This is a genomic window from Shimia sp. FJ5 (assembly GCF_032918335.1).
Lineage (GTDB): Bacteria > Pseudomonadota > Alphaproteobacteria > Rhodobacterales > Rhodobacteraceae > Shimia > Shimia aestuarii_A.
This window is the reverse complement of record NZ_JAWJUV010000002.1, coordinates 653,908-678,988: the sequence shown is the minus strand read 5'-3', so window position 1 is coordinate 678,988 and position 25,081 is coordinate 653,908. Positions and strand designations below refer to the sequence as shown.

Here is a 25,081-nt window from a genome sequence, read left to right as displayed (position 1 = left end):
GGATCTTCCTCTTGCTGAAAATATCCCCGCCGGAGGCCATCCGAGGAGCCGCGCCAGAGGCGCGGTGACGAGATATCCTGCGCGCGGCCCTGGCCGCGCACATTCAAGCGACAGACCTCACCCGCGCGCCTTCACCACCTGCAAAAGCGGCATCACCGCGCTCATGTCCGGCCCGTTGCTCTGTCCGGTAAGCGCCTTGCGGAGCGGCATGAAAAGCCCCCGCCCCTTGCGGCCCGTCGCCTCTTTCACGGCCTTGGTCCAAGTGCCCCAGGTCTCGCCGTCAAATGGCCCCTCGGGCAGAAGCGCCATCGCCTCGGCGATGAACGCGCGGTCTTCCTCGTCAATCTCCGGCTCCGCGCCGTTGGCGAACAAATCCCACCAGGTGGCAAGGTCCTTGCGCGTGACGATATTCTCGCGCGTCACCTCCCAGAACTGCTCGGCCAGATCATCCGGCACGCCCGCCGCCTTCACATCCGCCGCCATCGCCGCGAAAGGCTGTTCATGCAGGATGCGTGCGGTGAGCGGGTAAAGATCCTGCTCGTCGAACTTCGTCGGCGCTGAGCCGAAATGGCCGATATCGAACCCGTCTGCGACCTCGTCCATGTTCTCGCGAAGCTCGACCGGATCGGACGAGCCAAGCCGCGCCATCAGGCTGACAAGCGCCATCGGCTCCACGCCCGCGGCGCGCAGATCGCGCAGCGAAAGTGTCCCCAAACGCTTCGAAAGCGCCTCGCCCTGCGGGCCGGTCAAAAGCGAATGGTGCGCAAATTCCGGCACCGCCCCGCCAAGCGCTTCGATGATCTGAATCTGTGTCGCTGTGTTGGTGACGTGATCCGACCCGCGCACCACATGCGTCACACCGAAATCCACGTCGTCACACACCGATGCAAGCGTATAAAGGAACTGCCCATCGCCGCGAATAAGAACCGGATCCGACACGCTGGCCGCATCAATCGACAGATCCCCAAGGATGCCATCGGTCCATTCGATCCGCTCTTGAATGAGCTTAAAGCGCCAATGCCCGTTGCCCCGCTCCGCGCGCAGCGCCTCTTTCTCCGCCTCGGACAGATCGAGCGCAGCGCGGTCATAGACCGGCGGCTTGCCCATGTTGAGCTGTTTCTTGCGCTTCAGGTCCAATTCGGTCGGCGTCTCGAAACACTCGTAGAACCGCGCCTTCTCGCGCAGCTCTTCAGCCGCCTGCTCGTACCGCTCGAGCCGCTCCGACTGACGCTCCATGCGGTCCCATGTGATGCCGAGCCATTCAAGGTCTTCCTGAATCGCATCGACATATTCCTGCTTCGAGCGCTCCGGGTCGGTGTCATCGATGCGCAGGATAAAGGTGCCGCCTGCCTTCTTCGCGATGAGAAAGTTCATCAACGCAGTGCGCAGGTTGCCAACATGGATATAGCCCGTGGGAGAGGGCGCGAAACGTGTCGTGGTCATGGGAATCTCCGGATATCGCGCGCTACCTCTCATACGCGCGCGGTTTTGTCCATAAGAAGCCCGCACCAGGTGCCGTTCCCGCCGGACACACAAAGTTGACATGGCGGCGGCGCCGTTCCGCGCTACCCTCCCAAACACGCACATATCAGGAGGACACAGGAAATGCCCTTGAAGACCCCCCATATCAATCGTCGCTCAGTCCTGCTTGGCGGAGCAGCCCTGCCGCTCGCCGCTGCAACGGCCTCCCCCGCCCTCGCCGCTGCCGAGATGATGGGCGTCGGCACCACCCGCTTCAATCGCGTGAAACTCGGCGGGTTCGAAGTCACCACGTTGCTGGCCGGAACCCGCACCGTGCCCAATCCGCAAACCATCTTCGGCATGAACGTCGATACCGATACCTTCGCCGCCGCCTCTGCCAAGGCCAATATTCCCACCGACGCGGCACAGTTCTTCTTTACCCCGACCGTGGTCAATACCGGTTCCGAGTTGATCCTCTTTGACACCGGCCTCAACCCCGCAGGCATCACCGCCGCGCTCGAGACCGCAGGCTATCGCCCCGACCAGATCGACACCGTTGTGATCACCCATATGCACGGCGACCATGTGGGCGGGCTGATGGGCGACGGCGGAGAAACCTTTGCCGGAGCCAAATACGTGACGGGTGCGGTCGAGTTCGACGCATGGGACATGGCGGGCAACGACACGTTCGAAGCCAAGGTCCGCCCGCTCGAAGACAAGATCGCCATGATCAAGGGCGGCGATGCGGTTGCCTCAGGCGTGACCGCGATCGAAGCCTTCGGCCACACCCCCGGCCACATGGCCTACATGCTCGAAAGCGAAGGCAAACAGCTCGTGCTCGGTGCCGATTTCGCCAACCACTATGTCTGGTCCCTCGCCCACCCCGACTGGGAAGTGAAATTCGACCGCGACAAGGAAGCCGCCGCCGCCACTCGCCGCAAGATGCTTTCGATGATGGCCGGGAGCGAGATTCCCTTCGTCGGCTATCACATGCCTTGGCCCGGCATCGGCTACGTCGAAACCCGAGGCGACGGGTATCACTATGTTCCGGCGAGCTATCAGCTTATGCTCTAGGTCCAAACGGACCAGAGACCGGAGACACGTCCCTTGCAGGACATCCTGACGATGACGCTGAACCCGGCGGTGGACATGTCCACCGCCGTCGACCATGTGGCGGCCGGGCCGAAACTGCGCTGCGACCGGCCCGCTGTCGATCCCGGCGGGGGCGGCATCAACGTCTCCCGCGCCATTCGAACCCTTGGCGGGCAAACCCGCGCCCTTGTCGCCGTGGGCGGATCGACCGGCAAGACGCTGCGCCACCTTCTGCTTGATGAAGGCATCGCCTACCTGCCCTTCCGCGCCCCCGGTGAAACCCGTCAGAGCCTCGCTGTGACCGACCGCGACAGTGGCGCGCAATACCGCTTTGTCCTGCCCGGCCCTGACTGGAGCGCGGCGGATGTAGAACGCCTCCTCGACATGATTCCCGGCATCGTGCCAGACGGCGGCTTTGTCGTGCCAAGCGGCAGCCTGCCGCCCGGCGTACCGCCCGACTTCATCGCCCGGCTCTGTGCTTTGCTGTCCGGACGCGATGTGCGGGTGGTCGCGGATGTGTCCGGCACCGCGCTCGAGGCGCTTGTCGCGCGCCCGGCTCCCGGTCTCGACACGCTGCGCATGGATCAGCACGAAGCCGAGACCCTGCGCGGCACGCCCCTGCCCACACGCACCGACACCGCCGGTTTCGCCCGCGCCCTCGTCGGCAAAGGCGTGGCCCGCACCGTCATCGTCGCACGTGGCGCCGATGGCTCGGTCCTTGCCACCGCTGCCACCGCCCTTCACGCCGCCGCCGCAGATGTCCCGGTGCAAAGCCGTATCGGCGCAGGCGACAGTTTTGTCGGCGCCTACACGCTCGCGCTGGCGCTGGGTGCCGACCCCGGCACCGCCCTGCAACGCGGCGCGGCCGCGGCAAGCGCGGCGGTGATGACAGGCGCCACCGACCTCTGCACCCGCGCCGACGCCGAGCGCCTCCTGACCGACTGCCCGCTCACAGTTCTGGGCTAAGGACGAACGCGCCGCCCGCCCCCGCGAGGGGGCCGGTCGCCCCGGCCCGCCACCGCGGGCATCGCACCCTCACCGCAAAGACATCGACACAGGAGACGTCCAGTATGAGTATTTTCGCAGAGAAGAAACGGACCCCCGCTCTTCTTCTCTGTTCCAAATACCTCCGGGGTGAATGGCCGCTTGCGGCCAGAGGGGCAGCGCCCCTTTCACCCTATCAAGACGCGCCCGCATAGGGCGCGCAGAGGTCTAGCTCTTGTCGCGGAAGCGGTTGACGATCGGATAGCGGCGATCCAGCCAGAACGCCTTTTTCGAAAGCCGTGCGCCGGGGGCGGACTGGAACCGCTTGTATTCCGATATGTAGAGCAGATGCTCCACCCGCTTCACCGTCTCACGCGCGAACCCCGCCGCGACGCACTCGGCGACCGAGCGCTCCTCGTCCACCAGCATCGTCAGGATCGCGTCCAGCTCGTCATAGGGTGGCAGGCTGTCCTCGTCCTTCTGATCCGGGCGCAGCTCGGCGGAGGGGGGCTTGTCGATGATCGACACCGGGATCACCTCGCCGCCGGGGCCGTTCATCCAGTCGCGATGCACGGCGTTGCGCCAGCGGCAGGTCTCGAAGACCCGTGTCTTGTACATGTCCTTGATCGGATTATAGCCGCCCGCCATATCGCCATAGATCGTCGCGTATCCCACCGCGACCTCGGATTTGTTGCCCGTGGTGAGAAGCATCTCTCCGAACTTGTTGGAAAGCGCCATGAGCAGAAGTCCCCGCAGGCGGGACTGGATATTTTCCTCAGTGATATCCGGCGCCGTGCCTTCGAACAGGGGCGCCAGCGCCTCTGTCACCGCATCGCGCGGCCCGGAGATCGGCAGATAGTCATAGCGACAGCCCAATCGCTCGGCGATGTCCTTTGCGTCATCAAGCGAGCCTTGCGAAGTATATTCCGACGGCAGCATCACGCAGCGCACATTCTCCGCCCCGAGCGCATCGACCGCGATCGTCGCCACGAGCGCCGAGTCGATCCCACCCGAGAGACCAAGAAGCACCTTGGAAAACCCGGTCTTTCCCATGTAATCGCGCAGCGCTTCTGTGCAGACGCGGTAATCCTGTTCCTCGCCCGCGGGCAGCACCGCCTTTTCGCCATGCGCCGCGCGCCAACCGGTGTCGGTACGGGTGAAATCCACATGCACCACGCGCTTGTCGAAGACCGGGAGCTGCACCGCCAGCTCACCACCGGGGTTGAGCACAAATGAGCCGCCGTCAAACACCTGATCGTCCTGACCACCGACCATGTTCAGATAGACCAGCGGCAGGCCTGTCTCGATCACCCGGGCGACCATGTGGCTCATCCGGCGGTCGAACTTGTCGCGATAATAGGGCGAGCCGTTGGGCACCACGAGAATCTCCGCCCCGGTTTCTTCCATGGTCTCCGAGACATCCTCGAACCACGCATCCTCACAGATGGGCGAGCCGACCCGCACGCCGCCGACGTCATACGGCCCGCCAAGCGGCCCGGCATCGAACAGGCGTTTTTCGTCGAAGACCGTGTAATTCGGCAGGTGGTGCTTGCGCTGGCGGTGCACAATCTTGCCACCGCGACAGATGAAATAAGCGTTGTAGAGCGCCCCGTCCTCGGCCAGCGGCCCACCAATGGCAAGCGCCGGGCCATCGGCGCAATCGCGGGCCAGCGCCTCGATCTCCGCCATTGCGGCCTTTTGAAACGCTGGCTTGAGGATCAGGTCTTGCGCGTTATAGCCAGTGATGAACATCTCCGGCAGCGCCACGAGGTCCGCCCCCGCCGCTTTGCCTTCCTGCCAGACGCGACGCGCCTCGGCGGCGTTGCCTTCAAGGTCGCCCATCACCGGGTTGACCTGTGCCATGGTGAGACGGAAACTGTCGGCCATCAGGCTCTCCTGTCGCATTTCTTCGTCGCAGATTTAGCAGATGCACGCGTGAGGGGAAGAGCCAAGGCAAAAGGCGTTGCCCCGAAACCGCCCCTGTTCTAGGATTCGCAAAACGCCACGCACGTGACCGGGCTTGGCCCGAGGGGATGAATATGAGCAGAAAACAGGCGATCACAAAGCGGACGATCACTCTCGCCGTTCTCATGACCATGGGTGCATGGTCTGCGCCCGTGGCGGCGCAGGATGGGGAAATCCTGACCAAGCAATATGATGACGGCGGCGTCTATGAAGGCACCTTCAAGGACGGGCTGCAACACGGCACCGGAAGCTACCGCCTCCCCAATGGCTATGAATATACGGGCGCATGGGTCGAAGGCGAAATCCGCGGCGAAGGCCAGGCACGCTTTCCCAACGGGTCGGTCTATGTCGGCGAGTTCGCCAAAGGCAAACCCGAAGGCATCGGCAAGATCACATTTACCGACGGCGGCACCTATGAAGGGGAATGGAAAGACGGCAAGATCAACGGCCAGGGCGTCGCGGTCTATGCCAACGGGGTGCGCTATGAGGGCGGGTTTAAGAACGCCATGCATCACGGCAAGGGCACCATGCTGTCGCCCGGTGGCTACGTCTATGAAGGCGATTGGGTCAATGGCGTCAAGGAAGGCCAAGGCACCATCAGCTATCCCGACGGCGCCACCTACCAAGGCGAGATCGTCGCGGGCGAACGCTCTGGTCAAGGCGTGCTGACAACCGATGACGGTCTCATCTACGAGGGCCTCTGGGCAGCGGGCCAGATCGAAGGCACGGGCAAACTCATTCAGCCCAATGGCGATATTTACGAAGGCGATCTCGTCGCCGGACAGCGTCAGGGGCAAGGTCGGGTGATCTATGCCAATGGCGACACCTATGAAGGCAGCTTTGAAGCCGACAAACGCCACGGCCAAGGCGAATTCAAAGGCGCGGACGGCTATCACTATGTCGGCAACTGGGTCGCTGGACATATCGAAGGCAACGGCACCGTGACCTATCCCGACGGGTCGGTCTATGTCGGAGAATTCCGCGAAGACCTCGCCGATGGCACTGGCAAGATCACATACCCGGACGGGTCGACCTATGAAGGCGAATGGGAAGCCGGGGTGATCGAAGGGTCCGGCACTGCGACCTTCGCCAACGGGCTGACCTATGTCGGCCAGTTCCACAATGCCCGCAACCACGGGCAGGGCGTGATGACCTATTCGACAGAGACCGGCGACTATCGCTACGAGGGCGAATGGGTCGACGGCCAGCGCCATGGCATCGGCACCGCCTCCTACCCGGATGGCTCGGTCTATGAAGGCCAGTTCGCCAACGGCCAGCGCCACGGTGTCGGCGAGATCACCATGGAAGACGGGTTCAAATATGCCGGTGAATGGCAAAACGGCGAGATCAGCGGCCGCGGCGTCGCAACCTATGCCAATGGCGATGTCTATGAGGGCATGTTCAAGTCCGGCAAACGTCAGGGCGAAGGCACGATGCGCTATGCCAATGGCGACGAAAGCTCCGGCACCTGGGAAAACAACGCCCTCAAGACCGACGGGTAATTCCTAATCGAGAGGCGGCGCTCCCGCCCCTTTCGCGGCGCAGCAAAGCTGCACCCGAAAGCGTTGGGCGTAGCTGGGGGACGCTGTCCCCCAGACCCCCTGAGGTATTTTCACCAAGAAGAAGACAAGGCGCTTCACCAAGGAAGACGCGTGCCGTCCCAGCTATAGAACTGACCCGTGTCGTCCGGAGTGAGGTTTTCGAGCACTGTAAGAAGGTTCTCGGCGCTTTCCTCCGGGCTATGCTTCCGGTGCGCCTTGTGATCCGCGGTAAATTGCGTCGCCACGGTGCCCGGATGCAGCGTCACACAGATCGCCTCGCGGTGAGAACGCGCCAGTTCGATGGCGCCGGTGTGGACGATCTGGTTCAACGCCGCTTTGGCCGCACGGTAGCTATACCAACCGCCCAACTGGTTATCCCCAATGGACCCGACCTTCGCCGAGATCGCCGCAAAGACCGCCCGCCGGTCGCGACGCAAAAGGCGCGGCGCATGGCGCAGGATCAGCGCCGGGCCGATCGCATTGACCGCGTATTGATCCGCAAGCGCCGCCGCGCTCAGACTGCACAGGGATTTCTCTGGCGGCTGGCCCGCACCATGAAGCGCCCCGGTCGCGACGAGGATCATGTCGACCCCCGGTGTCACCCCGCCGAGCACGGCCTCGACCGAGGCCTCGTCGGTGATCTCCAGACCGTTTTCGCGCCGCGATAACCCGGTCACCGCCACGCCTCGCGCCGCAAGCGCCGCACAAAGCGCGCCGCCAATACCGCCCGAGGCGCCGATGACCAATGCCCGTGTTCCTGTCATGGGGGGCAAAGGTGGCGCAGGACGCGTGGAAGTCAATCGCTCCTGCTTTGCCGCGATCTGCAAAAAGCCTCTTCCCTTTTGGACCATGTTCCGTATAGTCCGCCCCCATGACACGGGTTTCTCATATCCACAATGCACAGGTTGCCGCGCGCGACCTGCGTCCCCGTGACCTCCTTCTTCTTCTCAGCCTCCGCTGAGCGCGCTTCGGCGCGGGCCGCTCAGTATGGACAGCGCCGACCCCGAATAGCCGACCCCAGAAGAACACGAGACAATCGACATGACTGATACCAAACCCCAGGACCGCGTCCTGATTTTCGACACGACCCTGCGCGACGGCGAGCAATCCCCCGGCGCCACCATGACCCACGACGAGAAGATCGAGATCGCGGGCATGCTCGACGAGATGGGCGTCGACATCATCGAAGCGGGCTTCCCGATCGCCTCTGAGGGCGACTTTGCCGCCGTGAGCGAGATCGCCAAGAACGCCGTCAATAGCCGCATCTGCGGCCTCGCGCGCGCCAATTTCGCCGATATCGACCGCTGCTGGGAGGCGGTCAAACACGCCGAGAAGAACCGCATCCATACCTTCATCGGCACCTCGCCGCTGCACCGGGCGATCCCGAACCTGACCATGGACGAGATGGCCGACAAGATCCACGAGACCGTGACCCGCGCCCGCAACCTCTGCGAGGACGTGCAATGGTCGCCAATGGACGCGACGCGCACCGAATGGGACTATCTCTGCCGCGTGATCGAGATCGCCATCAAGGCGGGCGCCACCACGATCAACATCCCCGACACCGTGGGCTATACCGCGCCAGAGGAATCGGCCGACCTGATCCGCCGCCTGATCGAAACCGTGCCGGGCGCCGACGAGGTCATCTTCGCGACCCACTGCCACAACGACCTCGGCATGGCGACAGCCAACGCGCTGGCCGCCGTCGCAGGCGGTGCACGTCAGATCGAATGCACCATCAACGGCCTCGGCGAACGCGCCGGCAACACCGCCCTCGAAGAGGTGGTGATGGCGATGAAGACCCGCCACGACATCATGCCGTGGACGACCGGCGTCGACACCACCAAGATCATGGCCATCTCGCGCCGCGTCGCGACCGTGTCGGGCTTCCCGGTGCAGTTCAACAAGGCCATCGTCGGCAAGAACGCCTTCGCCCACGAAAGCGGCATCCACCAGGACGGCATGCTGAAGAACCGCGAGAACTTCGAGATCATGCGCCCCGAGGATATCGGTCTCGCAGGCACGTCGCTGCCCTTGGGCAAACACTCCGGCCGCGCCGCGCTGCGCGACAAGCTCGAGCATCTGGGCTTTGAACTGGGCGACAACCAGCTCAAGGACGTGTTCGTGCGCTTCAAGGATCTCGCTGACCGCAAGAAAGAGGTGATGGACGACGACCTCATCGCACTGATGCGTGTGGGCGGGGACGACGAGAGCGATGCGCTCAAACTGGTGTCGATGAAAGTGATCTGCGGCACTGGTGGTCAGGCCGAGTCGACCGTCGAGATGGAGATCAACGGCAAGGACATCTCGGCCACCGCCTATGGCGATGGCCCGGTGGACGCGACCTTCAAGGCCGTGCGCGAAATCCATCCCAACGAGGCGCGCCTGCAACTCTATCAGGTGCACGCCGTGACGGAAGGCATGGACGCACAGGCGACCGTCTCGGTCCGCCTCGAGGAGAACGGCAATGTCGTGACCGGCCAATCCGCCGACACCGATACCGTGGTCGCCTCGGCCAAGGCCTATATCAACGCGCTGAACCGCCTGCTGGTGCGGCGCGCCAAGATGGGCGAAGGCGCTGACACGCGCGAGATCTCCTATCGCGATATGGGCTGAGCCAGCGCCAAGCGGTTTCAAAACCGCTTGAAAGACGTGCTGCGAAACACGGTCCCCAAGGCCCCTCGAAGGGCCTTGGTCGCCCCTCAGAAGGAGATACACCCATGAAAACCCTTCTGATCCATACAGGCGGCACGATTGGCATGGTGGCGACCGACGCGGGATTTGCCCCGGCCGAGGGTGTGGTCGAGGGGTTTCTCGCCGCCCATGCACCCGATACCGTCGACCTCTGCCTGCTCTCCCCGCTCATCGATAGCGCCAACGCGACGCCCGCCGACTGGGACCGCATCGCCGCGACCATCGCGGACCAGTACGCCGCCTATGACGCCTTCCTCGTCACCCATGGCACCGACACGCTCGCCTATACCGCCGCCGCGCTCTGTTTCGCGCTTGAGGGGCTAGGCAAGCCGGTGATCCTGACCGGAGCAATGTTGCCGCTCACGGTCGAGGGCTCGGACGGCGGACAGAACCTCCTCGACGCGATCGTTGCGGCGCATGGCGCGCCCGCCGGGGTCTGGGTGCAATTTGCAGGACGCCTCTTGCATGGCGCGCGGGTGCGCAAATCCCATTCCCGCGCCTTGGATGCCTTTGCGGCCGATCCCTCCGACATCGCTCCGCGCCGCCTTGGGGATACGCTCCTTCGCCATACGACCGGCCCGGCCAAAACGGCCTTTCTCTCGGTCGCACCCGGCGTCCCAACCGACCTCTTCCAACATGCTGCCGAGACCTGTGACGGGTTGATCCTGCGTTGCTACGGCTCGGGCACCGCCCCCGGAACCCCTGGCCTCGCCCGCGCGCTCGCCACCGCCCGCGCCCGCGACATCCCCGTGCTCGCCGTGTCTCAATGTCCCGAGGGCGGCATGGTCCTTGGCACCTACGCCGCCGCCGCGATCCTCCTCGATCATGGCGTGGTCGACGGGCGCGACATGACGGTCGAGGCCGCCTATGCCAAACTCGCCTATACCCTCGCCGAAAGCCCCGATCCAGCCACCCGCCGCGCCCACCTCGAACGCTCTCTTTGCGGCGAATTCACTCCCTGAGCGCGCGTACCGTTCACCTCGCCGCCGCGCGAAACCGCACAGACGCGATACCGACGGAATACCGACGTGATACCGATCCGCGTTTCCCGGTCTGCCAATGCGTTAACCTGACCCATGAATCACGGGCGGAAACACGCTGATTTCCCCTCATGTGGCCTTTCCGTCGCCCCCTCCCATGACTATAAGGGGCATCGGCCCGGGATTTGCAGAGTCGCGGGCCCAAATGGAATTTCTGTGGGAAGAAATACGTATGCTGGGAAATCTGGGCGGTCTGTTCACCTCCGACATGGCCATCGACCTCGGAACGGCGAACACGCTGGTCTATGTCAAGGGGAAGGGCGTGATCCTGTCCGAACCCTCCGTGGTCGCCTATCACGTCAAGGACGGCGTCAAGAAGGTTCTCGCCGTCGGTGAAGACGCCAAACTGATGCTTGGTCGAACCCCCGGCTCCATCGAGGCCATCCGCCCGATGCGCGACGGCGTGATCGCCGATTTCGACGTGGCCGAAGAGATGATCAAACACTTCATCCGCAAGGTCCACAAACGCTCGACCTTCTCCAAGCCCAAGATCATCGTCTGCGTGCCCCACGGCGCAACCCCCGTTGAAAAAAGGGCTATTCGTCAATCGGTTCTGTCCGCTGGCGCCCGCCGCGCAGGCCTCATCGCCGAACCCATCGCAGCCGCCATCGGGGCTGGCATGCCGATCACCGATCCGACCGGCAACATGGTCGTCGACATCGGCGGCGGCACGACCGAAGTCGCCGTTCTCTCGCTTGGCGATATCGTCTACGCGCGCTCTGTCCGCGTCGGTGGCGACCGCATGGACGAGGCGATCATCAACTACCTGCGCCGCAACCAGAACCTCCTTGTCGGAGAGTCGACCGCGGAACGCATCAAGACCCAGATCGGCACCGCCCGCATGCCCGATGACGGGCGTGGCACCTCGATGCAAATCCGCGGCCGCGACCTTCTGAACGGCGTGCCCAAAGAGACCGAGATTTCACAGGCCCAGGTGGCCGAAGCGCTTGCCGAACCGGTGCAGCAGATTTGCGAAGCCGTGATGACCGCGCTCGAAGCAACGCCACCGGACCTCGCCGCCGACATCGTCGATCGTGGCGTGATGCTGACTGGCGGTGGCGCCCTCCTCGGCGACCTCGACCTCGCCCTGCGCGAACAGACCGGCCTCGGCGTCTCCATCGCCGATGAATCGCTGAACTGTGTTGCCATGGGCACCGGCAAGGCGCTTGAATACGAAAAGCAACTGCGCCACGCCATCGACTACGATAGCTGAGGCCCGCGCCGCCCGTCTGGCGCACCATGCGCAACGAACCTGAGTAGGGGAAAGCTTGGCCCGGGATCGGACACAAGGCGAAGACTATATCGCGCCGCTCAAGCGGCTTCTTCTGGGCGTGCTGATCGTTGTTCTGCTCGGGATCTTCCTCGTCTGGCGCATCGATTCTCCCCGCGTTGAACGCTTCCGCGCCCAAGTCGTCGACCGCGTCATGCCCTCGTTTGACTGGGCCATGACCCCGGTTACGACAACCGTCGCGCTCTTCAGAGACCTGCAATCTTATCAACGCCTTGCCGAGCAGAACCGCGAACTGCGCCGCGAGTTGCAGCAAATGAAAGCCTGGAAAGAGGCCGCGCTTCAACTCGAACAGGAAAACGCCCGCCTGCTCGATCTCAACAACGTGCGCCTTGATCCGCGTCTGACCTTCATCACCGGCGTTGTTCTGGCTGATAGCGGCTCTCCGTTCCGCCAGTCCGTGCTGCTCAATATCGGGTCGCGCGACGGGTTGGTGGATGGCTGGGCGGCGATGGATGGCATCGGGCTCGTCGGTCGCGTCTCTGGCACTGGTGACAATACAAGCCGCGTGATCCTGCTCACCGATAGTTCCTCGCGTATTCCGGTGATCGTCCAACCCTCAGGCCAACGCGGCCTCGTGGTCGGCGACAACACCCCCGCGCCGCATATCGACTTTCTCGAGAACCGCGAACTGGTGCGGCCTGGTGACCGGGTGATTTCCTCTGGCGACGGAGGGGTTTTCCCGCCCGGCCTCCTCGTCGGTCAGGTGGCCAGCGATCCCGGTGGTCGCCTGCGTGTCCGCCTTGCCGCCGATTACGAGCGGCTCGAATACCTGCGCGTGCTGCGCCATCACGGACGCGAACGCATCCACAATCCCGGCGCCCTGATTGGTCCCGAACTGCCCGCTGCCTCCTCTGCCCCTGCCCCGTCGTCCGAGGCCACGGAGGGGGACAATGGCTGAGTCCGGCGCACGCTCTCCGAAATGGCCCATGCGGCTTGCCTATATCGGGCTGTCGCTCCTGTGCCTTGCGCTGGCGCTGCTGCCGTTTCAGACCGTGCCGCGTGGCTGGGCCGGGCCTGACTGGATCATGGTCCTGACCCTTGCATGGGCCGCGCGCCGCCCGGACTATGTGCCGGTGCTTGCTGTGGGCGCCGTGGTGCTCTTGGCCGATTTCCTCCTGATGCGCCCGCCGGGGTTGCTCGCGGCGTTCATGGTCATCGCCCGCCAGGCCCTGCGCAAAAGAACCATCGCACTGCGCGATGCCTCCTTCCCCAATGAATGGCTGACCATTGCTGCGCTGATGATTGCCATCGCGCTGGCAGAACGGCTCGCCTATGCTATCTTCCTGCTTGATCAGCCGCCACTTGGCCTTGCCCTCATGCGCCTTGTGACAAGCATCGTCGCCTACCCGGTTGTGGTCTTCGCCTCGCAGTTCCTGCTTGGCCTGCGCAAACCACAACCTGGCGACGGAGACACCTTTGCGAGGCAGCCATGAAACGCCCCGTTGCAGATACGGCAGAAAGCCATCGTCGCCTGACCCGGCGCGCGCTTCTCCTTGGTGGCGCGCAGATCGGATTCATGGCCATGCTCGGCCTGCGCATGCGGCATCTGCAGGTCGATCAGGCCGATCAATACCGCCTTCTGGCCGAGGAAAACCGGATCAACATCCGCCTCTTGCCGCCGACACGTGGCGAGATTTTCGACCGGAACGGCACGCCCCTCGCCGTCAATCAACCCTCCTACCGCATCACCATCGTCCGAGAAGACGCAGGCGACGTGGACAAGGTCATCGACCACCTGTCGACCCTCGTATCTCTCGATCCGGTAAAACTCGAACGCGCCCGCACCGAGATGGCCCGGTCGGCGCCGTTCCTACCGGTGACACTCGCCGATCACGTGAGCTGGGAAGAGATGAGCCGCGTTGCCGTCAATGCCCCCGCCCTGCCCGGCATCACGCCCGAGGTCGGCCTGTCGCGGCGCTACCCGATCAAAGGCGACTTTGCCCATGTCGTCGGCTATGTCGGCCCAGTGTCCGACTATGATCTCTCCAAGATCGAGGACCCGGACCCGCTCCTGCGCATCCCGCGCTTCCAGCTTGGCAAGGTCGGCGTCGAGGCCAAACACGAAGACCTGTTGCGCGGCAAGGCCGGGACTAAGCGGGTCGAGGTGAACTCTGTGGGCCGCGTCATGCGCGAGCTTGACCGCCGCGAGGGCCAGCCCGGCGCCGACCTGCAACTGACGCTGGACCAAACGCTTCAATCCTATGTGCAGGCCCGCCTCGGAGAGGAAAGCGCCGCCGCCATCGTCATGGATTGCGAAACCGGCGACCTTCTCGCCCTGAATTCCGCGCCGAGTTTCGACCCCAACCTCTTTGTCACCGGGATTTCCGTCGCCGACTACGGCGCCCTGACCGAGAATACCTATCGCCCGCTGGCCGCCAAATCCGTTCAAGGCACCTACCCGCCCGGCTCGACCTTCAAGATGGTCACCGCGCTGGCCGCGCTCGAAGCGGGAGTCATCGATTCCGAAGACACCGTCTGGTGTCCGGGCCACCTCGAGGTCTCCAACCGCCGGTTCCACTGCTGGAAACGGGTCGGCCACGGGCACATGACCCTGCAACAAGCCCTCCGCGAAAGCTGTGATGTCTTTTTCTACAAGGTGGCGCTCGAGCTTGGCATCGACAGGCTTTCGGCCATGTCGGAACGCCTTGGTCTTGGCCAACGCTTTGACCTGCCGCTCTCCGGGATCGCCAGCGGCCTCAACCCGTCTCGCGAATGGAAAGAAACCGTGCGCGGCGCACAGTGGCTGGTCGGCGATACGGTCAACGCGTCGATCGGACAGGGCTTTGTCCTCGCTTCGCCCTTGCAACTGGCGGTGATGACCGCCCGCCTCGCCACCGGACGCGAGATCATGCCGCGCCTCGTGAAATCCATTGATGGCGTCGAGACAGGCGGCGGTCCCGCTGAGCCTCTTGGCGTGAACGAGAACAACCTGCGCCATATCCGCAAGGCGATGTTCGACGTGTCCAACAACCGCCGCGGCACCGCCTACGGTAGCCGCATCATCGACGATGCCTACCGCATGGCAGGCAAGACCGGCACCAGCCAGGTCCGCAACATTACCGCCGCCGAACGGGCCGCCGGGGTGACTCGCAACGAAGACCTGCCGTGGGAGCGCCGCGACCACGCGCTCTTTGTGAACTTCGCGCCCTACGATGCGCCGCGCATTGCCGTGGCCGTCGTGGTGGAACACGGCGGGGGCGGCTCGACCGCCGCCGCGCCCATCGCCCGTGACATTACGCTACGCGCCTTGCATGGCAGCACACCGCCGCTCGAGGCCTACCCGAGGAAAGACCGCGACCGCATCAAGAGCCAGCAGGAGCGCCTCAACGCCCTGATCCCTGATCGCGACGGCAATGTCGGGGGCGATCGGGTATGAGCTATCTCGAGTATTCGATCAAACATGTCCCCACCGGCCCGCGCAAACTCCTCTACCTGCATTGGCCGCTGATCCTCTTGCTCTGTGCCGTCGCCGGGGTTGGCTTCCTGATGCTCTACTCGGTCGCAGGCGGCAATCCGGATCCATGGGCCGAACCTCAGCTCAAACGCTTCGGCATGGGCCTGACCCTGATGCTCATCGTGGCCATGGTGCCGATCTGGTTCTGGAGCAGCCTCTCGTGGATTGCCTATGGTGGCACGATCCTCTTGCTCATCCTCGTCGAAGTGATGGGCAGCGTCGGTATGGGCGCGCAACGCTGGATTGACCTTGGTTTCATGCGCCTACAACCCTCGGAACTGATGAAGATCACCCTCGTGATGGCGCTTGCGGCCTATTACGACTGGCTCTCGCCCAATCGCACGTCGCGCCCGCTCTGGCTCTTGCCACCGATCGCGCTCATCCTCCTGCCCACAGCCCTCGTGCTGCGCCAACCGGACCTCGGCACCTCGATCCTCCTGCTCGCGGGGGGTGGCATGGTGATGTTCATGGCGGGCGTCCACTGGGGCTATTTCGCCGCCGTGATCGCCATGGGCGTCGGCCTCGTGACCGCCGTCTTCCAATCGCGCGGCACGACGTGGCAGCTCCTTAAGGACTACCAATATCGCCGCATCGACACGTTTCTTGACCCTTCAAGCGACCCGCTCGGCGCAGGCTATCACATCACCCAATCCAAGATCGCCCTCGGCTCTGGCGGCTGGACCGGGCGCGGCTTCATGCAAGGCACACAATCGCGGCTGAACTTCCTGCCCGAGAAACACACTGACTTTATTTTCACGACACTGGCAGAGGAATTTGGCTTTGTCGGGGGGATGTCCCTCCTGACGCTCTATGGGTTCATCATCGTCTTTTGTGTCATCGCTGCCCTGCGCAATCGAGACCGCTTTTCTTCGCTCCTCATGCTGGGCATTGCGGCCACCTTCTTCCTGTTTTTCGCCGTCAACATGTCGATGGTCATGGGCATGGCCCCCGTCGTCGGCGTGCCATTGCCGCTCGTGAGCTACGGCGGTTCGGCCATGCTGGTGCTGCTCGTCGCCTTCGGACTTGTGCAGAGCGCCCACGTGCATCGCCCGCGCTAAGGCGCGCTCCCGCCCCTTTTCGACGCGGCAAAGCCGCGCCTCAAAGCGTTGGGCGTTGCCCCACGCGCTCCGCGCGCGGGGCCCGCGAGGGGCCAGCCCCTCGCCATGCTTTTGCCTCGGCCAAAGCATGGCTCACCCCGGAGTATTTTCGCAAAGGTGAAGTTCGGGAGAACGGGTTGCCACCGCGCGCCAGATATGGCCTCACTGGCGAAACGCAGCGAAGGGAACCTCCATGTCGATTTTTCACTTGGCCTATAACGTCACCGACCTTGCCGAAGCGCGGGCGTTTTACGGCGATCTCCTGGGATGCACCGAGGGCCGCAGTACCGAGACCTGGGTCGATTTCAACTTTTTCGGCCACCAGATTTCGCTTCATCTAGGCACGCCCTTCTCCACCGCCGCGACGGGCCATGTCGGCGACCACCTCGTACCGATGCCGCATCTCGGCGTGATCCTCTCCAAGGCCGAGTGGGACGCCCTTGCAGAGCGGCTCAAGGCCGCCGGCGTCGAGTTCGTCCTTGCGCCTTTCACCCGCTTCGCCGGCGAACCCGGCGAGCAAAGCACCATGTTCTTCCGCGATCCCTCCGGCAATCCGATCGAAATCAAGGGCTTCGCCGATATGTCCGGAGTATTCGCCACATGATCAACGTCCTTTTCGCCGCCCGCCCCGAACGCTGGGCCACCTATGAAGCCCCGCTGCGCAAGGCCTTCTCGCAGGCCGGTCTGGACGCTGACTTGCGCACGGCATTCGCGCCGGAAGAGGTCGACTATATCGTCTATGCCCCCAATGGCGACGTGCAAGATTTCACCCCCTACAGCCGCTGCAAGGCCGTGCTGAACCTCTGGGCCGGGGTTGAAGACGTGGTCACTAACCCGACCCTGACCCAACCGCTCGCCCGTATGGTCGATCACGGCTTAACCCAAGGCATGCGCGAGTGGGTGACGGGCCACACGCTGCGCCATCACCTCGGCATGGACCTGCACATTCACGGCCAGGATGGCGAATGGCGCAGCTTCGTACCGCCGCTTGCCGAAGACCGCCCCGTGACGATCCTCGGCCTCGGAGCTCTCGGGCGCGCCTGTGGCGAGACACTGGCAAGTCTCGGGTTCCCGGTCACCGGTTGGAGCCGCAACCCGAAGGAGATCGAAGGCCTGACCTGCCTTCACGGCGCGGATGGCCTGCGCGCCGCGCTCTCCACCGCAGAAATCCTTGTGCTGCTCCTGCCCAACACCCCCGCGACCGAGAACACGCTGAAGGCCGAAACCCTCGCGCTCATGCCCAAAGGTGCCTGCATCATCAATCCCGGACGTGGCCCCCTGATCGACGACGGCGCGCTCCTCGCGGCGCTCGATACGGGCCAGATAGGCCATGCGACACTTGATGTCTTCCGCACAGAACCCCTGCCGTCGGACCATCCCTACTGGGCCCACCCCAAGGTCACGGTCACGCCGCATATCGCCTCGGAAACCCGCCCCGGCACGGCAAGCGAGGTCATCGCCGAGAATATCCGCCGCGGTGAGGCGGGCGAACCTTTCCTGCACCTCGTCAATCGCGAGGCCGGCTACTAGGGCGCGCTGCCCCCTCTTCCTCTTGCCGGAAATATCTCGGGGTGAGCGTTGCTTTTGCCGCGGCAAAAGCAACGTGAGGGGCTGGCCCCTGATCTGCGCCAAAGGCGCTCATCCTGTGCGCCGCCGTGGCGGCGCGCCGCTGGACTACCGGAGCTTAGGGGGATTGTCGGGATCGCTACCGGGCATTACCGGCGAGTAGTCGCGCGGCTGTTCCGGCTCGGGCAGGTCAAAGCGCAACCCCACCCGCGCGAGCTGTGCCGAGACCGGGTCACTGCTGGCAAAAAACGCCACATCAAGCGCCCCCGCTTCGATCCCGGAGAACGTCAGCGCCTCAGACACCGCCTTGGCCAAGGCCCCCTGCGCCGCATCCACCGCATCCACGACCCCAAGAAGATGGCCCTTGGCGCCGCTCTCATAGGTCACACCGACAAGGTAAGCGGATTTCGCCAACCCCGCCGCCGTGGCAAGCTTCTGATCCAGAGCGCTGAGCAAGATCTCCGGCAATCCTGTCGGGCGCTCGAAACTCTCGGCCCGTGCCGCGATCTCGTCCGGCGCATGCGTCAGCGTCTCCGTCAGCCAGCCCAGCGCCTCTGGCGGGATCAGGATCGACGACGGCGCCACCTCGAGATTGACCGCAAGACCGATCCCCTGATCGCCCAGCATCGAGGCGATGATCCGCCCTGAGAGCGCCGCATAGGGCGCGGGCTTGCCAACAAATTGCGACAGGCGCTCCTCGGTATCAAACACGAGGACAAAGCGGTGATCCGAGAGGTCGAACACCTCCGGCGCGATCTTGTCATCCGCCGCTTCCTTGCTCAGCAGCAGGAAAAGCTCCACATCCGCCAGCCGTTCAAAGAACCGAAGGCGGGCGGCATCATCCTGCGCTGCGGCCTCCATCGCCGCATGCGCGCGGTCCAGCGGGGTTTCTTCACTCATCGCAACACCTCTTCGAGCCTCTGGCGCAGGTCGGGCAGAAGCTCTGCCTCGAACCACGGGTTTTTCCTGAGCCATGCCGTATTGCGCCACGACGGATGAGGCAAGGGGTAGAGCTCCGGCGCATGGTCGCGCCAGCGTCGCACCGTCTCGGTCACACCAAGTTTGCCACCCAGATGCCATTTCTGCGCATAGCCCCCGACAACCAGCGTCAACCGCACCTCGCCAAGTGCTGCCATCACACTTGCCCGCCATGTCTTGGCACAAATCGGCGGCGGTGGCAGGTCACTGCCCTTGGCATCATAGCCCGGAAAGCAAAACCCCATCGGCAGGATCGCAAACATGTCGCGGTCATAGAACAGGGCCTCGTCAATCCCGAGCCACGCCCGAAGCCGATCCCCAGATGGATCCGTAAACGGTCGCCCGCTCTCATGCACCCGCGCGCCGGGGGCTTGCCCGACAATCAACACCCGCGCGCCGGGCCGGAACCAGACCACAGGCCGCGGACTATGCGCCGTCGCAGTGTCCTTGAACCGCTCGGCGCAAAGACGGCAGGCGCGAATTTCCTGAACCAGATCGTTGCTCATGATGTGCGAGTGTGCGTCAAACGCGGCCGAACGGGAAGAGGCAGTCATTTCGAACATCGTCGAAATAATTCTTGCCCACCGGAAATCATTTCGATATTTCTAAAAATATGAAACACGAATCAACAGACGATATCTCGCTCACCGTCGCCGCCTCGACCTTTGCGGCGCTCGGTTCTGAACAACGGCTCTCGGTGCTGCGCGTGCTTGTGCGTGCCGGCGAAGAGGGGCTGTCCATCGGCGAGTTGGGCAACCGCACCGGCGTGACCGGTTCGACGCTGACCCACCACATGAAGATCCTGGCCCAGGCGGGCCTCGTCACCCAACAGAAGCATGGCCGCTCGATCATTTGCGCAGCGGTCGCTTACGATGAAATCCGCGCGCTTTCCGCATTTCTGCTCAAGGAATGCTGCGCCGATTGCGCGTCTCCGAACAAGGACCACGACCATGGCTGACACGACCCACGGACACACCCCGCTTTCGAGTCGTTGGAAACAGATCGACAAGGCGTGGCTCGCGCTTGTCGTCATCCTCGCCTTGCAGGCCATCTTTGATTTCGCCCATCTCGGCGACACGATCCGCTTTGCGCTCGAGGCCTTGCTTAGCACCGCGCCTTTCATCCTCTTTGCCGTGCTTGCCATCGGCTATCTCAAGGCCTCAGGCGCCGAGAACCTGCTCGCCAAGGCTTTTGAGGGGCGCGAGCTGCGCATGATCGTCTTCGCTGCGCTTCTGGGCGGCCTCTCGCCCTTCTGCTCCTGTCAGGTCATCCCCTTCATTGCCGCCCTTCTTGCTGTGGGCGCGCCACTCTCGGCGGTCATGGCTTTCTGGCTTGCATCGCCCCTGATGGACCCCGCGATGTTCTCGATCACCGCAGGCACCCTCGGCCTTGACTTCGCCATCGCCAAGACTTTCGCCGCCGTCGGCCTTGGCCTCATGGGCGGGGCGCTGACCATGCTCTTTGCCAAATCCGTGGTCTTTGCCGATCCGCTGCGTGAGAAACCACAGGTCGGGGGCTGCTGTGGCGTCAAGAAACCCTTCTCGGGTGCACCGGTTTGGAAATTCTGGGGCGAGGCAGAGCGCCGCGAGAGCTTCCGCGAAGCGGTGGTTGAGAACGGAGTGTTCCTGCTCAAGTGGCTTGCCATCGCCTATGTCATCGAAGCGATCATGATCCGCTATGTCCCGGCAGACCTTGTCGCGGGGATCCTCGGGGGCGCGGGCGTCGTGCCGATCATGCTCGGCGCACTTGTCGGGGCGCCGGCTTACCTCAACGGCTATGCCGCCGTGCCGCTTGTCGATGCGCTCCTGCAACAGGGCATGTCGAACGGTGCCGCGATGAGCTTCGTGATAGCAGGCGGCGTGAGCTGTATCCCCGCCGCCATCGCGGTCTGGGCACTGGTGAAACCTCGGGTCTTTGCCGCCTATATCGGCTTTGCCATGCTCGGCGCCTTCCTTGCCGGTCTGGCCTGGCAATCCCTCGCCTAAGTCCCTTTGAGACAGAACAAACATGTGCGGCAAAATACTCTTTTTGCCGCACATGGCTTTCTTTGCACCGGGTTTCGTTGCCCGAATGGCGAATTTCGGCTACTCCCTGTTGAACGATAAAAACAAAGAAGACCAACAGTGGAGGCCCCATGTATCGCGTCTGGAATTTTCTGACCGAGTATTCGCTGCTCCTTATTCTCGGCGCGGTGATCGCGCTGGTCTGGGCCAATGTCGACTACACGAGCTATCATGACTTCGTTGAAATGGTCCTCTGGGACCACGCCCCGATTGGCCATGCTCATGGCGAGTATCGCACCCTGACGCTGCACTACCTCGTCAATGACCTCCTCATGGCCTTCTTCTTTGCCATCGCGGCCAAGGAAGTCTGGGAGGCCGTGATCCTCGAGAACGGCAGCCTACGCGGAAAACGCGCCGCGACGCCGCTCTTTGCCACGGCAGGTGGCATGTTCGGTCCGATCGCCGTCTATCTCGGCCTTGCGATGGTGCTTGGCTCAGATACCTACAACGCTGTCGCCAATGGCTGGGCCATCCCAACCGCGACAGATATCGCCTTCTCCTATCTCGTCGGTCGCCTCGTCTTTGGCGCAGGCCACCCGGCGGTGCGCTTCCTGCTGCTCTTGGCGATTGCCGATGACGCTGCGGGCCTCATTATCCTCGCGATCTTCTATCCTTCGGGCGATCTCGCGCCGGAATGGCTCCTTGTGTCGCTGGCCGCCGCGGTGAGTGTCTTTGTCCTCGCCAACTGGCTCCCGCGTCACCTCGACCGGGGCAAGCAACACCGCCCCAACTCGACCTTCGTGCGCAAGACCCTCTCGTTCCTGCCCTACCTGATCGCCGCCGCCGTAAGCTGGTATGCCTTCATGCGCTCGGGGCTTCACCCGGCGCTTGGCCTCTTGCCCATCGTGCCGACGATCCCCCACGCAGACCGCGCCTTCGGGATTTTCTCCGAGGCCGAAACCCACCTGCATGACCTGTTGAACGAGATCGAACACGCTCTGAAAACCCCGGTCGAAGTCGTCCTGTTCTTCTTCGGCCTCTGCAATGCGGGGGTGCAGTTCTCCTCGATGGGCGACGCCACATGGCTTGTGCTCGCAGGTCTCCTGATCGGCAAACCTGTCGGTATCCTCATCTTCGGCTGGCTCGCCGCCGTGCCATTGCGGCTCGGGATACCGGAGGGCATGCGCATCATCGACCTCGTGGTGATCGGCTTTGTCGCCGCTATCGGCTTTACCGTTTCGCTCTTTGTGGCCTCTGTCGCCTTCGACGCCGGGCCGGTGCAGGATGCGGCCAAAATGGGCGCGCTCTTGTCCTTCGGGGCGGCTCTTATCGCGATCTTCTCGGGAAAACTCTTCCGCGTCGAAAAGCAGGACTTCTAAGGCCAATCCCCCTGAAAACCGCAAGAAACCGGCACCATCGTGCCGGTTTTTTGTCTCTTATCGTCAAATTCTTGCCGCAGAGAGTTGCTAAAAACCTATATAAACAACATTATTGAGGCCCAAGACGCCGTACAGAGCGTTAATCCAAACCCGTTAAAAGGTTGGCCGGAGCAGAGCCGGAGCGTCCAATGCTCGAATTCGACAACGTGAGTAAGTCCTTCTGGACTGGGAGTCAGCGCAAGGTCATCCTTGATCGCGTGTCCTTTCGCGTTGAACTTGGCCGCTCCCTTGGCATCCTCGCCCCGAACGGCACCGGCAAGACAACCCTGATCAACATGATGGCGGGCCTCGAGAAACCCGACGAGGGCGAGATTCGCCGCTCTTGCCGGATCTCTTTCCCGCTCGGTTTCATGGGCGGCGTCGTCAGCAAACACTCCGCCGTCGAGAATAGCCGCTATATCGCGCGCCTCTATGGTCTCGACCCCGACTATGTCGAGGCCTTCTGCCGCTGGCTCTGTGGGCTGGGTGAGTATTTCGAGCAACCCCTCGGAACCTATTCCTCGGGGATGCGCTCTCGTTTCACCTTCTCGTTGCTTTTGGCTCTCGATTTCGACATGTACTTGATCGACGAGGGCATGCCGTCTTCAACGGATGTGGAGTTCAACAAGCGCGCCGGTGACGTCCTCAAGGAACGCCTGCGCACCACGACGATCATCATCGTTTCGCACAAACCCAAAGTGCTTGAAAAATTCGCCCGTTCTGCGGCCGTTCTCCTGAATGGCCAATTGTACATGTTTGATACCTTGGAAGAGGCCGCGCAGCTTTATGACTACCAAACCCAAGGCTAAAAAGTTCCGTATCCGGCGCAGTGCGCCGACCTCCGGCACCGGCACCCCCGAGGCCGAGCAAGGCAATGATCTGCCGGCGCATCGCTTTACCGGCGAGATGCCAGAGACGACGCCGTCTCGACAAACCCCGCCACAGACCACAGCCACACCACCCGCGCCGCAACCGCCGCTCAAGCCAAGCGCCCCGCAGGGCGCACCGCAAAGCCCGGCTCAAGGCGCGACAAGCCCGGATCAGGAAATCGACGCGATCAAACGCGAAGGCCTGACCGGCCGACAGCTGCGCATGGCCCGCCGCATGGCCCAGAAGAATGGCCTTGCCGCAACCTCCGATTATGACGCGGTGCGCCTGTTGCGCGCCAACGGTCTCGACCCGTTCCAACGCACCAACATGCTCGAGCTGGTGGTGCCGGATGGCGGCACCGGCGGCGGCGACGGGGGCCGCGTACAACTGCCCCAAACCCTGCCGATGGGCGGCAATACCCTGCCGTCGACCGAGACCTATTCGCAATCCCCCGCAGAGAAGCGCGCCCGTGAAATTGGCGAGATCCAGCGCGACATCGCCAAGCGCCGCCGCCGCCGTCTCGCGCTCTTGTTCACACGCCTCGCGGTCTTCGTCTTCCTGCCGACGATCATTGCCGGGTGGTATTTCTTCTCCATCGCCACGCCGATGTATGCGACCAAGTCGGAATTCCTCATCCTTCAGGCCGACAATGCGGGCGGTTCGGGCATCGGGTCTTTCCTGTCTGGCACGCAGTTCGCCACCAATCAGGATTCCATCGCGACCCAATCCTTCCTCGTCTCCAAGGACGCCTTGGTGCGGCTCGACAAGGACGAGAATTTCAAAGAGCATTTCGCCGATCCCTCGATCGACCCAATTCAGCGTTTGCCGGAAAACCCGACCAACGAACAAGCCTACAGCCTCTACAAGAAATACGTGAAGGTGGGGTACGACCCGACCGAGGGTGTGATCCGCATGGAGGTTTCCGCCGCCGATCCTGAGGTCGCGGCCCGTTTCTCGCGTGCCTTGATCTCCTACGCGGAACAGCGCGTCGATGACCTTTCCCAGCGCAAGCGCGAAGACCAGATGCGCGACGCCCGCAGGGGGCTCGAGAAAGCCAAGAAAGAGCGCCGCGAAGCGCAGGCACAGCTTGTCTCACTACAGGAAGGCTCGCTGGTGGACCCGGAGGGCCTCATCGCGTCGCTACGCTCGCAGATCTCCAACGTGCAGATCCAGCTTCAGGAAAAAGAGCTGCAACTCGCCGCGCTCGAAGACAACCCGCGCCCCAACCGTGCGCGTGTTGAGGGGGTGAAGGGCGATGTGCGCCGCCTTCAGGATCTGCAAGCCCAACTCGAGGCCAAGATGACCGACGCCACTGCCGGTGGCTCATCTCTGGCCCAGAAAACGGCGCAGATCCAGATGGCGCAGGCCGATCTCGCCACCGCTGATCTCTTGATGCAGACAGCGCTGCAGACACTCAAGCAGACCGAACTCGAGGCCAACCGGCAAGTGCGTTACCTGACAACGAGCGTCGAGCCTGTCGCCTCGCAGGATCCGTCCTATCCGCGCGCCTTCGAGGATACGATGCTTGCCTTCCTGATCTTCTCGGGCATTTACCTGATGATCTCGCTCACGGCCTCGATCCTTCGGGAACAGGTCTCCTCCTAATCCAAATGGACTCGTCCACCTG

Annotated in this window: 22 protein-coding genes; 17 read left to right on the top strand and 5 right to left on the bottom strand. The window is 63.3% G+C overall.

All coding sequences use genetic code 11. The features are described 5' to 3' along the window. Positions 1-117 precede the first annotated feature (117 nt). Positions 118-1,443: a glutamate--tRNA ligase gene (gene gltX / locus R1W01_RS09795; RefSeq protein ID WP_297758596.1), complete on the bottom strand. Its 1,326-nt coding sequence runs from the start codon at positions 1,441-1,443 to the stop codon at positions 118-120. A gap of 162 nt (positions 1,444-1,605) precedes the next feature. On the opposite strand from gltX, the gene R1W01_RS09790 reads away from it, so the two are divergent. Further along, positions 1,606-2,535 carry an MBL fold metallo-hydrolase gene (locus tag R1W01_RS09790; RefSeq protein ID WP_297758594.1) on the top strand — a complete coding sequence of 310 codons (930 nt, stop codon included), beginning with the start codon at positions 1,606-1,608 and terminating at the stop codon, positions 2,533-2,535. Between the two features lie 33 nt (positions 2,536-2,568). Continuing rightward, complete coding sequence (locus R1W01_RS09785) at positions 2,569-3,519, top strand: 1-phosphofructokinase family hexose kinase (protein WP_297758591.1); 951 nt, start codon at positions 2,569-2,571, stop codon at positions 3,517-3,519. A gap of 246 nt (positions 3,520-3,765) precedes the next feature. Here R1W01_RS09785 and R1W01_RS09780 read toward each other — a convergent pair whose 3' ends face one another. Next, the gene (locus R1W01_RS09780; protein WP_297758588.1) at positions 3,766-5,424 is read right to left on the bottom strand and encodes an NAD+ synthase; all 1,659 of its coding nucleotides are present in this window, start codon (positions 5,422-5,424) and stop codon (positions 3,766-3,768) included. 203 nt (positions 5,425-5,627) lie between these two features. On the opposite strand from R1W01_RS09780, the gene R1W01_RS09775 reads away from it, so the two are divergent. Then, positions 5,628-7,004 carry an MORN repeat-containing protein gene (locus R1W01_RS09775; RefSeq protein WP_297758781.1) on the top strand — a complete coding sequence of 459 codons (1,377 nt, stop codon included), beginning with the start codon at positions 5,628-5,630 and terminating at the stop codon, positions 7,002-7,004. A 134-nt stretch (positions 7,005-7,138) separates the two neighbouring features. On the opposite strand, the gene R1W01_RS09770 is transcribed toward R1W01_RS09775, so the two are convergent. Beyond that, entirely contained in the window at positions 7,139-7,807 is a 669-nt protein-coding gene (locus R1W01_RS09770) for an SDR family NAD(P)-dependent oxidoreductase (RefSeq protein WP_317275214.1), read from the bottom strand. A gap of 277 nt (positions 7,808-8,084) precedes the next feature. On the opposite strand from R1W01_RS09770, the gene R1W01_RS09765 reads away from it, so the two are divergent. The 9 genes from R1W01_RS09765 to R1W01_RS09725 all read left to right on the top strand — a co-directional run bounded on the left by R1W01_RS09765 (position 8,085) and on the right by R1W01_RS09725 (position 18,149). Next, positions 8,085-9,659: a 2-isopropylmalate synthase gene (locus R1W01_RS09765; protein ID WP_297758582.1), complete on the top strand. Its 1,575-nt coding sequence runs from the start codon at positions 8,085-8,087 to the stop codon at positions 9,657-9,659. A gap of 104 nt (positions 9,660-9,763) precedes the next feature. Then, complete coding sequence (locus tag R1W01_RS09760; protein WP_317275213.1) at positions 9,764-10,699, top strand: asparaginase; 936 nt, start codon at positions 9,764-9,766, stop codon at positions 10,697-10,699. Between the two features lie 250 nt (positions 10,700-10,949). Then, positions 10,950-11,990: a rod shape-determining protein gene (locus R1W01_RS09755; RefSeq protein WP_243612634.1), complete on the top strand. Its 1,041-nt coding sequence runs from the start codon at positions 10,950-10,952 to the stop codon at positions 11,988-11,990. Between the two features lie 55 nt (positions 11,991-12,045). Then, a complete protein-coding gene (mreC, locus tag R1W01_RS09750; RefSeq protein ID WP_243612635.1) occupies positions 12,046-12,966 on the top strand; it encodes a rod shape-determining protein MreC in 921 nt (306 codons plus the stop codon). After that, a complete protein-coding gene (locus R1W01_RS09745) occupies positions 12,959-13,501 on the top strand; it encodes a rod shape-determining protein MreD (RefSeq protein WP_243612636.1) in 543 nt (180 codons plus the stop codon). The genes mreC and R1W01_RS09745 overlap by 8 nt, the downstream gene beginning before the upstream one ends. After that, positions 13,498-15,444, top strand: coding sequence for a penicillin-binding protein 2 (gene mrdA / locus R1W01_RS09740; RefSeq protein WP_243612637.1), 1,947 nt, complete (start codon positions 13,498-13,500; stop codon positions 15,442-15,444). Before R1W01_RS09745 ends, mrdA begins: the two co-directional genes overlap by 4 nt. Then, positions 15,441-16,580: a rod shape-determining protein RodA gene (gene rodA / locus R1W01_RS09735; RefSeq protein WP_243612638.1), complete on the top strand. Its 1,140-nt coding sequence runs from the start codon at positions 15,441-15,443 to the stop codon at positions 16,578-16,580. The genes mrdA and rodA overlap by 4 nt, the downstream gene beginning before the upstream one ends. Before the next feature lie 232 nt (positions 16,581-16,812). Next, positions 16,813-17,223 carry a VOC family protein gene (locus R1W01_RS09730; RefSeq protein WP_317275212.1) on the top strand — a complete coding sequence of 137 codons (411 nt, stop codon included), beginning with the start codon at positions 16,813-16,815 and terminating at the stop codon, positions 17,221-17,223. Further along, entirely contained in the window at positions 17,220-18,149 is a 930-nt protein-coding gene (locus R1W01_RS09725) for a 2-hydroxyacid dehydrogenase (protein ID WP_297758572.1), read from the top strand. Before R1W01_RS09730 ends, R1W01_RS09725 begins: the two co-directional genes overlap by 4 nt. A gap of 144 nt (positions 18,150-18,293) precedes the next feature. Here the strand turns inward: R1W01_RS09725 and R1W01_RS09720 are convergent, their stop codons facing one another. Continuing rightward, positions 18,294-19,085 carry an SseB family protein gene (locus tag R1W01_RS09720; protein WP_297758569.1) on the bottom strand — a complete coding sequence of 264 codons (792 nt, stop codon included), beginning with the start codon at positions 19,083-19,085 and terminating at the stop codon, positions 18,294-18,296. After that, positions 19,082-19,669, bottom strand: a complete 588-nt coding sequence (locus R1W01_RS09715; RefSeq protein ID WP_243612642.1) for a uracil-DNA glycosylase family protein — start codon at positions 19,667-19,669, stop codon at positions 19,082-19,084. Before R1W01_RS09715 ends, R1W01_RS09720 begins: the two co-directional genes overlap by 4 nt. Positions 19,670-19,776: 107 nt before the next feature. Between R1W01_RS09715 and R1W01_RS09710 the strand changes: the two genes are divergently transcribed. The 5 genes from R1W01_RS09710 (at position 19,777) to R1W01_RS09690 (ending at position 25,059) form a co-directional block, all read left to right on the top strand. Next, positions 19,777-20,121, top strand: coding sequence for an ArsR/SmtB family transcription factor (locus tag R1W01_RS09710; RefSeq protein WP_297758565.1), 345 nt, complete (start codon positions 19,777-19,779; stop codon positions 20,119-20,121). Continuing rightward, the gene (locus tag R1W01_RS09705) at positions 20,114-21,148 is read left to right on the top strand and encodes a permease (RefSeq protein WP_243612644.1); all 1,035 of its coding nucleotides are present in this window, start codon (positions 20,114-20,116) and stop codon (positions 21,146-21,148) included. The genes R1W01_RS09710 and R1W01_RS09705 overlap by 8 nt, the downstream gene beginning before the upstream one ends. 149 nt (positions 21,149-21,297) lie before the next feature. Further along, on the top strand, positions 21,298-22,545 hold the full coding sequence (locus R1W01_RS09700) for a Na+/H+ antiporter NhaA (RefSeq protein WP_243612645.1): 1,248 nt from the start codon (positions 21,298-21,300) through the stop codon (positions 22,543-22,545). A gap of 188 nt (positions 22,546-22,733) precedes the next feature. Further along, positions 22,734-23,393 (top strand): ABC transporter ATP-binding protein, encoded by a 660-nt coding sequence (locus R1W01_RS09695; protein ID WP_243612646.1) that lies wholly within the window; start codon positions 22,734-22,736, stop codon positions 23,391-23,393. After that, the gene (locus R1W01_RS09690; protein WP_297758558.1) at positions 23,371-25,059 is read left to right on the top strand and encodes a capsule biosynthesis protein; all 1,689 of its coding nucleotides are present in this window, start codon (positions 23,371-23,373) and stop codon (positions 25,057-25,059) included. The genes R1W01_RS09695 and R1W01_RS09690 overlap by 23 nt, the downstream gene beginning before the upstream one ends. Positions 25,060-25,081: the final 22 nt, after the last annotated feature.

Coding starts and splice junctions, on each gene's coding strand:
- gltX (WP_297758596.1), bottom strand. CDS start 1,443: ATGACCACGACACGTTTCGCGCCCTCTCCCACGGGCTATATCCATGTT.
- R1W01_RS09790 (WP_297758594.1), top strand. CDS start 1,606: ATGCCCTTGAAGACCCCCCATATCAATCGTCGCTCAGTCCTGCTTGGC.
- R1W01_RS09780 (WP_297758588.1), bottom strand. CDS start 5,424: ATGGCCGACAGTTTCCGTCTCACCATGGCACAGGTCAACCCGGTGATG.
- R1W01_RS09775 (WP_297758781.1), top strand. CDS start 5,628: ATGACCATGGGTGCATGGTCTGCGCCCGTGGCGGCGCAGGATGGGGAA.
- R1W01_RS09770 (WP_317275214.1), bottom strand. CDS start 7,807: ATGACAGGAACACGGGCATTGGTCATCGGCGCCTCGGGCGGTATTGGC.
- R1W01_RS09765 (WP_297758582.1), top strand. CDS start 8,085: ATGACTGATACCAAACCCCAGGACCGCGTCCTGATTTTCGACACGACC.
- R1W01_RS09760 (WP_317275213.1), top strand. CDS start 9,764: ATGAAAACCCTTCTGATCCATACAGGCGGCACGATTGGCATGGTGGCG.
- R1W01_RS09755 (WP_243612634.1), top strand. CDS start 10,950: ATGCTGGGAAATCTGGGCGGTCTGTTCACCTCCGACATGGCCATCGAC.
- R1W01_RS09745 (WP_243612636.1), top strand. CDS start 12,959: ATGGCTGAGTCCGGCGCACGCTCTCCGAAATGGCCCATGCGGCTTGCC.
- mrdA (WP_243612637.1), top strand. CDS start 13,498: ATGAAACGCCCCGTTGCAGATACGGCAGAAAGCCATCGTCGCCTGACC.
- rodA (WP_243612638.1), top strand. CDS start 15,441: ATGAGCTATCTCGAGTATTCGATCAAACATGTCCCCACCGGCCCGCGC.
- R1W01_RS09730 (WP_317275212.1), top strand. CDS start 16,813: ATGTCGATTTTTCACTTGGCCTATAACGTCACCGACCTTGCCGAAGCG.
- R1W01_RS09725 (WP_297758572.1), top strand. CDS start 17,220: ATGATCAACGTCCTTTTCGCCGCCCGCCCCGAACGCTGGGCCACCTAT.
- R1W01_RS09720 (WP_297758569.1), bottom strand. CDS start 19,085: ATGAGTGAAGAAACCCCGCTGGACCGCGCGCATGCGGCGATGGAGGCC.
- R1W01_RS09715 (WP_243612642.1), bottom strand. CDS start 19,669: ATGAGCAACGATCTGGTTCAGGAAATTCGCGCCTGCCGTCTTTGCGCC.
- R1W01_RS09710 (WP_297758565.1), top strand. CDS start 19,777: ATGAAACACGAATCAACAGACGATATCTCGCTCACCGTCGCCGCCTCG.
- R1W01_RS09705 (WP_243612644.1), top strand. CDS start 20,114: ATGGCTGACACGACCCACGGACACACCCCGCTTTCGAGTCGTTGGAAA.
- R1W01_RS09700 (WP_243612645.1), top strand. CDS start 21,298: ATGTATCGCGTCTGGAATTTTCTGACCGAGTATTCGCTGCTCCTTATT.
- R1W01_RS09695 (WP_243612646.1), top strand. CDS start 22,734: ATGCTCGAATTCGACAACGTGAGTAAGTCCTTCTGGACTGGGAGTCAG.
- R1W01_RS09690 (WP_297758558.1), top strand. CDS start 23,371: ATGACTACCAAACCCAAGGCTAAAAAGTTCCGTATCCGGCGCAGTGCG.